Annotated in this window: 9 protein-coding genes; 4 read left to right on the top strand and 5 right to left on the bottom strand. The window is 66.6% G+C overall.

The window, feature by feature from the left end; genetic code table 11:
* Positions 1 to 266, bottom strand: a 266-nt coding sequence (locus AC3XYG_RS03815; protein WP_489138485.1) for an ROK family protein, incomplete at its 3' end; no start/stop codon positions are given.
* The gene (locus AC3XYG_RS03810; RefSeq protein ID WP_489138484.1) at positions 266 to 1,315 is read right to left on the bottom strand and encodes an SIS domain-containing protein; all 1,050 of its coding nucleotides are present in this window, start codon (positions 1,313 to 1,315) and stop codon (positions 266 to 268) included. The genes AC3XYG_RS03810 and AC3XYG_RS03815, both read right to left, overlap by 1 nt.
* Before the next feature lie 114 nt (positions 1,316 to 1,429).
* On the opposite strand from AC3XYG_RS03810, the gene AC3XYG_RS03805 reads away from it, so the two are divergent.
* The 4 genes from AC3XYG_RS03805 (at position 1,430) to AC3XYG_RS03790 (ending at position 5,909) form a co-directional block, all read left to right on the top strand.
* Complete coding sequence (locus AC3XYG_RS03805; RefSeq protein ID WP_489138483.1) at positions 1,430 to 2,743, top strand: ROK family transcriptional regulator; 1,314 nt, start codon at positions 1,430 to 1,432, stop codon at positions 2,741 to 2,743.
* 103 nt (positions 2,744 to 2,846) lie between these two features.
* Entirely contained in the window at positions 2,847 to 4,103 is a 1,257-nt protein-coding gene (locus AC3XYG_RS03800) for an extracellular solute-binding protein (RefSeq protein ID WP_489138482.1), read from the top strand.
* A 90-nt stretch (positions 4,104 to 4,193) separates the two neighbouring features.
* The gene (locus AC3XYG_RS03795; RefSeq protein WP_489138481.1) at positions 4,194 to 5,060 is read left to right on the top strand and encodes a carbohydrate ABC transporter permease; all 867 of its coding nucleotides are present in this window, start codon (positions 4,194 to 4,196) and stop codon (positions 5,058 to 5,060) included.
* Between the two features lie 3 nt (positions 5,061 to 5,063).
* On the top strand, positions 5,064 to 5,909 hold the full coding sequence (locus tag AC3XYG_RS03790) for a carbohydrate ABC transporter permease (RefSeq protein WP_489138480.1): 846 nt from the start codon (positions 5,064 to 5,066) through the stop codon (positions 5,907 to 5,909).
* Here the strand turns inward: AC3XYG_RS03790 and AC3XYG_RS03785 are convergent.
* The 3 genes from AC3XYG_RS03785 to AC3XYG_RS03775 all read right to left on the bottom strand — a co-directional run bounded on the left by AC3XYG_RS03785 (position 5,906) and on the right by AC3XYG_RS03775 (position 8,465).
* Positions 5,906 to 6,457 (bottom strand): YbhB/YbcL family Raf kinase inhibitor-like protein, encoded by a 552-nt coding sequence (locus tag AC3XYG_RS03785; protein ID WP_489138479.1) that lies wholly within the window; start codon positions 6,455 to 6,457, stop codon positions 5,906 to 5,908. The two genes, AC3XYG_RS03790 and AC3XYG_RS03785, sit on opposite strands and share 4 nt — an antisense overlap.
* A 306-nt stretch (positions 6,458 to 6,763) precedes the next feature.
* Positions 6,764 to 7,183 (bottom strand): GNAT family N-acetyltransferase, encoded by a 420-nt coding sequence (locus AC3XYG_RS03780; RefSeq protein WP_489138478.1) that lies wholly within the window; start codon positions 7,181 to 7,183, stop codon positions 6,764 to 6,766.
* Between the two features lie 379 nt (positions 7,184 to 7,562).
* Positions 7,563 to 8,465, bottom strand: a complete 903-nt coding sequence (locus AC3XYG_RS03775) for a hypothetical protein (RefSeq protein ID WP_489138477.1) — start codon at positions 8,463 to 8,465, stop codon at positions 7,563 to 7,565.
* Between the last annotated feature and the right edge of the window lie 307 nt (positions 8,466 to 8,772).

Below are 8,772 nucleotides of genomic sequence, written 5' to 3'. Positions count from 1 at the left end.
ATCAGCGCCGGCACGGCCGGGCAGCGCCCGAACAGCAACCCGGTGTCGGGGTGGGGATAGCCCGGCACGCCGATGCCGATGGCGACGACCGGCCGGATCTCGCGCCGCAGCGCCTCGACCGCGGCGATGGCCGCGGTGGCGAAATCGTCGAAGGACCCCGCCTTCGGCACCGAGAACCGGGCCCGGGCCAGCACCCGGCCGTTTCCGTCGATGGCGCCGAGCTTGGTGGAGGAGCCGCCGATGTCGAGCCCGACCGCGACCGGCATCACGCCACCGTCGACCGCAGGCGGACGTTCAGCTTCTTGCCGATGTCCGGATAGATCATGGTGTCGGGGTTCAGCCCGCGGGCCGTCGCCAGGGCGCAGCCCAGCCACTGGAACGGGATCGGCGCCCAGGCCGGCCCGAGCCACTCCAGTTCCTCGGCCCCATCGGGCCAGGCCACGGCCCAGTCGAAGCGGGTGGCGTGGCCGGACAGGTTGCACACCGCCAGCCGCGGCCCCAGCGGCGTCAGCGCCTCGCCCAGATTGGCGGCGACCTTGGCCTCGTCGGCGGTCTGGGCGATCACGATCACCAGGCTGTGCGGCGTGGTGCCGTAGCAATGGCCGTGCAGCGCCTCCTCGGTGTCGAAGGCCGCGGTCGGCACGCCGCTGATCTCGGCGATCTTCAGCGACGCCTCGAGCGCGGTGCCGACATGGCCGGCCTGGCCGGCGATCTGGATGTAGTCGGGCACGCCGGTGCGCTGCAGCAGTTCATCCGCGGCCAGGCGGCCGGTCTCGACCGTCCGCTCCAGCACGGCCGCGAGGCCGGACAGGTCGAGCGGGCGCTTGCTGAAATGGGCGGCGATGGCCAGCACGCTCAGGGTGGTGGCAGTGTAGCCCTTGGTCTTCGGCCCCACCGTCTCCGGCCCGATCGGGATGACCACGACATCGGCGCCGACCTGGGTGATCGGGCTGTCGGCCTCGGCGGTCACCACCACGGTCGGGAAGCCCAGCGCCACCGAGAGGCGGACGGCCTCGATCGAGGTGATGCTCATGCCCGACTGCGAGGCGGCCAGCACCAGGGTGGGCGCGGAATTCGGTTTGGGCGGCCGGCGCAGGAACGCCTCCGGCTCCTTGGCCACGATCGCGGCGCCGGTCGCCGCCTCCAGCGCATCGGCGCCGGCCAGCAGGGCGTTCATCGACGAACCGGTGCCCAGCAGCACGATCCGTTCCGGCGTCCGGGCCAGCGCCGGCAGCCCGGCCAGGGTCGATGCCAGCGCCGTGGGCAACGCGGCCAGCAGCGCCGGCTGCTGGCGGATGTATTGGCCGATCTGCATGGGGGAAGGCTCCCTGGCCTATTTCGTAGCGGACAACCGTCTCGTATTTGGGCGGCTATTAATCCAACGCTGTTTGATTATATTGGATCGCTGTACCCGTCGAGAGGAAAGTTCATGGCGCGTCAGGCGGACCGGTCCGGCACCTTCCAGGGGGCGAATCTGGAGCATGCGCGTGCCCTGAACCGCCGCGCGGTGTTCGAGGCGGTGCGGCGCCACGGGCCGGTGACGCGGGCGGAGCTGGCGGCGCTGATCGGTCTGACGGTGCAGGCGGTGTCGAACATCACGGTGGAGCTGGAGGCGGCCGGGCTGATCCGCCAGGACGGCAAGCGGCTGGGCCTGCGCGGCCAGCCGGCGGCCGAGCTTTCGGTCAATCCCGCCGGCGGCTACACCATCGGCCTCAGCCTGGCCTATCGCCGCGTCACCGGCGTGCTGTCGGACCTGACCGGCAAGGTCGTGGCCCATGATTCCCGGGTGCTGTCGGCGCGTGAGCCGCAGGCGACCGCGGAGGCGCTGGCGGAACAGACGCTGGACCTGCTGGCCGCCTCCGGCGTCAGCCATGACCAGGTCTGGGGCGTCGGCTGCAGCGTGCCGGGCACGGTCGAGAACGGCGCCTTCTGGTACGACAAGGTGAAGGAAGCCGCGGCCTGGACCCACTTCCCACTGGAGGCGGAGCTGGTGCGGCTGACCGGGCTGTGGGTGCTGGTCGAGAACGACGCCACCGTGGCGGCGATCGGCGAGCGGCTGTACGGCGTCGGCCGCATCGCCAGCAGCTTCTTCTACCTGCATTTCAACCTCGGTGTCGGCGGCGGCGTGGTGGTCGACGGCCAGCATTACCGCGGCGCCTTCGGCGGCGCCGGTGAGATCGGCCACATGATCGTCAAGCCCGGCGGGCGGCTGTGCCCCTGCGGCAGCCGGGGTTGCTTCGAGCAGTATGTCTCGCTCTACGCCGCGGCCGAGGCGGTGTGCGGCCCGACCCGGGCGCCCGACGAAGTGCCGGCGGAGGAGTTGGTGGCGCTGTTGCGCGACGGCGATTCACGCCTGCTGGCCTGGCAGGAGGAGGCGGGACAGTACCTGCGCATCGCCATCGGCAACATCGAGGCGATGTACGACCCGGACACCATCGTGATCGGCGGCGGCCTGCCGGCGGAGCTGCTGCAGGGGCTGATCGCCGCCGCCACGCCGCTGCTGCCGGCGATGAGCCACCGCCAGACCGGCAGCGGCCTGCCGCGGCTGGTGCCGGCCGAACATGCGGCGGACCTGCCGGCGATGGGCGCCGCGGCGCTGCCGGTGGCGGTGCTGCTGCAATCCAACCTGTCGCGGCTGTCGGCATCGCCTGGCGAGGGCACGGCGGCAGCGGACAATCCGGCGCTGGTGCTGCTCGGCGTCCGCCTGCCGGGCCGGACCACGGCGATCGGGCAAGGCGGTTGACAACCACGCCGGGCTTCGGGATTAATAAAACACTGTTTGATTAATTGGCCGGCAGTGAATCGCGGAACAACCGCGCCCTGCCGCCCGCACTGGGAGGTGGCACATGGGAATTATCGGCCGGAAGGCCTGTGCAACATTGGGCGTCACGCTCCTGCTGAGCCTTCCGGGCATCGCCCAGGCGCAGACCACGCTGAACGCCCTGTTCATGGCCCAAGCGGGCTATTCGGAAGCGCAGATCCGCGAGATGACGGACGCCTTCGAGAAGGCGCATTCGGACATCCAGGTGAAGCTGGAATTCGTCCCCTATGAGACGCTGCACGACAAGATCACCCTCGCCTCCGGCTCCGGCGGCGGCTACGACGTGGTGCTGTTCGACGTGATCTGGCCGGCGGAATTTGCCGCCAACAACATCCTGGCCGACGTGACCAGCCGGATCGACGCCAAGACCCGCGGCGGCGTGCAGGACGGTGCCTGGACCACGGTCGACTATAAGGGCAAGTCCTACGGCATGCCCTGGCTGATGGACAGCAAGTTCCTGTTCTACAACAAGGCCATGCTGGAGAAGGCCGGGATCGCCAAGCCGCCGGCCAGCTGGCCCGAGGTGATCAAGGACGCCGAGATCCTGAAGCAGAAGGGCATCGTCCAGTACCCGATCGTCTGGAGCTGGAGCCAGGCCGAAGCGATCATCTGCGACTATGCCGTGCTGATGCAGGCCTTCGGCGGCAACTTCGTCGACGCCAACGGCAAGCCGACCTTCCAGACCGGTGGCGGCCTGGATGCGCTGAACTTCATGGTCGACACCCTGAAGAACGGCACCACCAACCCGCATTCGACCGAGTATCTTGAAGAAGACGTGCGCCGCGTCTTCTCCAGCGGCCAGGCGGCCTTCGCGCTGAACTGGACCTACATGTACAACCAGGCCAACACCGACCCGAAGGAATCGCAGGTCGTCGGCCAAGTCGGCGTCATCGCGCCGCCGGGCGTCGAGGGGAAGAGCACGGTCTCGACCGTCAACGGTGCCATGGGCCTGGGCGTCCCGGCCGGCAGCAAGAACCAGGACGCGGCCTGGACCTATATCAGCTACCTGGCCTCGCCCGAGGTCGAAGCGAAGTATGCGTCCGCCGCCCCGTCGATCTGGAAGTCCTACTATGACGATCCGTCGGTGAAGACCGGCCCGAACGCCGCCTTGCTCGAGGCGCAGTCCAAGTCCTTCGCGTCGCTCTTCGCCCGCCCGTTCGTGGTCGACTACCAGCAGTTCTCCACCCGGCTGCAGCAGGCCCTGCAGCAGGCGCTGCTGGGCCAGGCCTCGGCCGCGGACGCGCTGAAGTCAGCGGCCACGGACCTCGCCTCCGGCGGCTGACCTCCGCCTGATCGCCGATCCCTCCCGCCGTCCCGGCCACCGCCCGGGGCGGCGGGAGATCTTCTGTTCCCTGTAAGCAAGAGGACTGCCTTGACGTTTCGTGGGCGGTTGCTGCTGGTCCTGCCGCTCCTGGTGGTCCTGGCTGCTGTCATCGGCTGGCCGTTGCTCGACACGGTCTGGCTCAGCTTCACCGATGCCCAGCTCGGCGGTGCCAGCGGCAATTTCGTTGGCATCGACAACTTCATCCGCGCCTTCCGCTCGCCGGGCTTCCTCAAGGCGCTCGGCGTCACCACGCTGTTCACGGTGCTGACCGTCAGCATCGAGATGGCGATCGGCCTGTGCGTCGGGCTGCTGCTCGACATGCCGCTGAAAGGCCGCGCCTTCTTCCGCTTCCTGCTGATCGTGCCCTGGGCGCTGCCGACCGTGGTCAACGCCATGGCCTGGCGGGTGATCTACAATCCGGATTTCGGCGCCCTGAACGCGCTGCTGCTGCAACTCGGGATCATCGACCAGTACCAGAGCTGGCTCGGCAGCCCGTCATCCGCGCTGTTCGCCATCGCCGCCGCCGACATCTGGAAGACCTTCTCCCTGGTGGCGCTGATCACCCTGGCCGGGCTGCAGAGCGTGCCGAAGGATCTGCGCGAGGCGGCGACGATCGACGGCGCCGGCTTCTTCGCCCGCTTCCGTGCCGTGACCCTGCCGGTGATCCTGCTGCCACTCAGCATCGCCGCGGTGCTGCGCATGATCGAGGCGGTGAAGGTGTTCGACATCATCTGGGTGATGACCCGCGGCGGCCCGGTCGACAGCACCAAGTCGCTCAGCATCCTGATCTACCAGGAGGCGTTCTCGTTCCGCCACGCCGGCTACGCCGCCTCGCTGGCGATGCTGTCGGTCGCGCTCAGCCTGCTGCTGATCGCCGGCTACACCCGCGTCCTGCGCAACCAGCCGAGGGCCTGACCGATGCGCATGTCCCTGCCCGGCCGGGTCGCCGCCTACGCCGCCATGTATCTCGTCGGCATCGTCATCCTGGTGCCGATCTTGTGGCTGCTGGTGATGAGCGTCAGCTCGACCCGCGACCTCACCACCCTGCCCCTGGCCTGGATCCCGAGCGAGCTCGACTTCTCGCGCTATTCCCGGCTGCTCACGGTCTCGTCGAACGGCGACGGCGCCGCCTTCCTGGCGGCCCTGCGCAACACCTGCCTGGTGGCGCTCGGCACGACGGTGCTGGCCTTCCTGCTGGCGATCCCGGCGGCCTGGGTGTTTTCGCGCTACCCCAAGCCGTACAGCTGGATGCTGTACCTGATCGTCGCCACCTACATGCTGCCGCCGCTGATGTTCGTGGTGCCGCTGTACCGCATCCTGTCGTCGCTCGACCTGCTCAACTCGCCCTGGGCGCTGATGATCGCCGACTGCACCATCGTGCTGCCCTTTACCACCTGGCTGCTGAAGAGCGGCATCGACAATATCCCGGTGGATCTGGAGGAGGCGGCGCGGATCGACGGCGCCAAGCTGTGGCAGATCCTGCTGCGGGTCACCCTGCCGCTGGCCCGGCCGGTGATCGGCACCACGCTGCTGTTCTCGGCCCTGATCGTGTGGGACGAGTTCCTCTACGCCATGCTGTTCACCAGCGACAGCCGGGCCCAGACGCTGACCGTGGTCATCGCCAACCTCGCCAGCGGCCGCGTCTCCGACTACGGCCTGCTGGCGACGGCGGGCGTGATCGCCGCGGCCCCCCCGGTCCTGGTCGGGCTGCTGCTGCAGCGCTCGATCGTCTCCGGCCTGACCAGCGGCAGTGTCAAAGGTTAGCGACCGTAACGGGCGGTCAAGGTCGCTTGAGCGATCTCGGTGCCATGCAGGGCGAAGCCGACCATGGCGCCCGAGACCTTGGGATCGACCGGCAGGTGATCGACCGACAGCGCATGCACCGTGAAGATGTAGTGGTGCGGCGCGTCGCCCTGGGGCGGGCAGGGGCCGCCATAGGCCAGGGTGCCGTAATCGGTCCGGCCCAGCGCCGCGCCCTTGGGCAGGCCGTGGCCGGCCACAGTGCCGGCACCGCGCCGCAGGGCGCCGGCCGTCGCCGGGATGTCGGCCACCACCCAATGCCACCAGCCGCTGCCGGTCGGCGCGTCCGGGTCGTAGGCGGTGACGACAAAGCTCTTGGTCCCGGCCGGGGCGCCGGACCAGGCCAGCGCCGGCGAGACGTTGCCGCCGGTGCAGCCGAAGCTGTTGAACACGAAGGTGTCGGCCATGGTGCCGCCCTCCGCCACATCCGGGCTGGTCAGCCGGAACTCCGCCGCCTGGGCCGCGGACCCCGCCACCAGGATGGCCCCCAACACTGCAATGCCGAACCGCATGATCGCTCTCCGTTTCGTGAGAGCGACAGGCTAGGCGGCGGCGATGGTCACCATCGTCCCGATCCGATCGCGAACGGCCCCGATCCGGTCATTCGATCGCCGGCGCTTCCCCAATAGGGCCGGCGCCGATATTTGGCATTTGATCGGATTTTTGCGAAGTTGCTTAGTATTATAAAGTCCGACGAAAGAAATCATCTTGCGTGCAGAAGTAATTGTCGATAAGACGAAAGTCCCAGCCTGATCCAATTTCAGGCATTTCATCATCCCTTCATAGTCAGCGGGATCGGGCTGGGACCCTGCCTGTTTTCAGGTCGACAGGACCGGGCGTTCCGGCTGCACCGGCTTTCGCATGTGGACGACGGTGCCGTCCTTGAACGGCTCCTCGCGCTCGACCGTGAAGCCCGATCGGGCATAGAGGTCGACATTCCCGGCGAATTGCGGGTTGGTGTAGAGGCGCAGCAGCGGCCGGCCGAGCTCCGCCGCCAGCGCCTCGGCATGCGCCAGCAGGCGCTGGCCGTGGCCGCGGCGCTGGGCATCGGGGGCGACCGCGACGTTCTCGATCAGCAGATCGTCGCCGCGATCCACCATCTCGATCAGCGCGACCAGCGCGTCGCCGGCATACAGGAGGTCGATCCGGTGCTCGCGCACGGCCTCGTCGTAATCCACGGCCATCGGCATCGGCTCGCGGCCGATCACCGGCACCCATTTGGCATAGGCTGATCGCACGATATCCCTGATCGCGGCGGCATCAGCGGGTTTGGCCGGCCGAAACCGGATGGACGTCTTTGTCATAACAAGGCTCCAGGCATGAAAAACCCCACCGGCGGATCTAGCGGGCGGGGCTGAAACGAACGAACCGATCTATTTTGCCGGTCTTCGTCGTCGCGCAATCAGCCTAGCGCCCCGCATTGTGCAGGGGCAGCGTCGGCTGTTGTGGGTGGGCGCGAAAACGAACATGGCCCCAAGCTGGAGCAAGTGGCGCGGCACGTCAAGATTTGGAAATTTGCGGTGTTCGGGCTGCCGCCAATCGTCTAGGCATCCTCGACGTTGCACCCCTCAAACTTCAACGCCGAGGGCTAATATTCCTGCAGGCAGTTGGTTGGACCTATCTGCCCAATGCCAACCCCATGCGACGCGCTGTCGGCGCAGCCGGTCGATATCTGAGGTAGGAACGTGACAACACGACGGACGTCATGACGACTTGATACGCGCTAATTATCGAGCCAACGACAGACAGCATCAGAGGCGCGGCACCTGAACCTTTTGAATCGATGCCCAGCAGAAAGGACAGCACCATCAATATGGCCAAGAACAATACCGTGACCAAGCCGAACGAGATGAGCAGACGCGGAAACGCATAGCCGAACACCTTGGCTCCGCGTTGGCCGGCAGCCGCAAGCGTTTGATCATCATCGGCAATGACCGCGGGCAACATCGTGCCCCATTTTGCAAACGCAGCGATGCCGGAAAAAATCCAGACAAGAATCGCGGCCAGTATGGCGAAGGATGGACGAATGCCGCCGATGACCATGGCAATCCCGATCACAAGGGGAGCTATGACACCGAGGAAGCCGAGCAACAGGCAACGTCTTACGAAACTGAAGAATGCCTTGGGCCTTTGCTGCAGCCAGCTGGATACCTGGTCGGGGTCAAGCTGCGTCAAAACGGCAATGTGGGCAGGAATAGCCAGGAAGGTCGAAATCATCACCCCGATGAAGATTGAAGCACCGGAGTTGATATTTATGAATCTGTCGAGCAACGCCAATCCGCCAGCCATGCAGATGTATCCGACAACCCACTTCCGGTTCCGGAGATAAACTTCCAGCGACGCCACCCAGATATTGTCTTCGACCATCACCCTATTCCTGTTCTCGCCCTGGCCGCGCAACAAGTATTGTCTGCACGTTGCATTTTTCTTAATGATGAAGGCCGTATTTTCATCTTTGCAATCGGGCGCGAGACTGCTGCACTTTCCCGAAGGCGTGGCCTGCTCCGCCAGGAGGCGCATCAGTCAAGACGTCGGCGCCCAGGGCTAGCCCGAGGATCAGCCGCGCGCGCCGCTTGCCAGCGGCGAATTGGTGCGTGTTTTGGCCGACTGGTGCCCGCCCTTCCCCGGCTAACACCTGTACTACCCAAGCCGCCGCCAGGCGACATCAGCCTTTTCGCTGCTGGTCGATGCGCGCTGCGGTATCGGGGCTAGAGCATGATCCCGAAAAGTGGAACCCGGTTTTCGGAAAGGATCATGCTCAAAACCAAGAGATAGAGCCCCATCCCGATTCGATCGGGATGGAACAGGCTCTAGACCATCTGGACTG

It is taken from the genome of Inquilinus sp., from assembly GCF_057815775.1.
The sequence above is the reverse complement of the archived record's forward strand: the minus strand, read 5'-3'. Positions and strand labels throughout refer to the sequence as shown.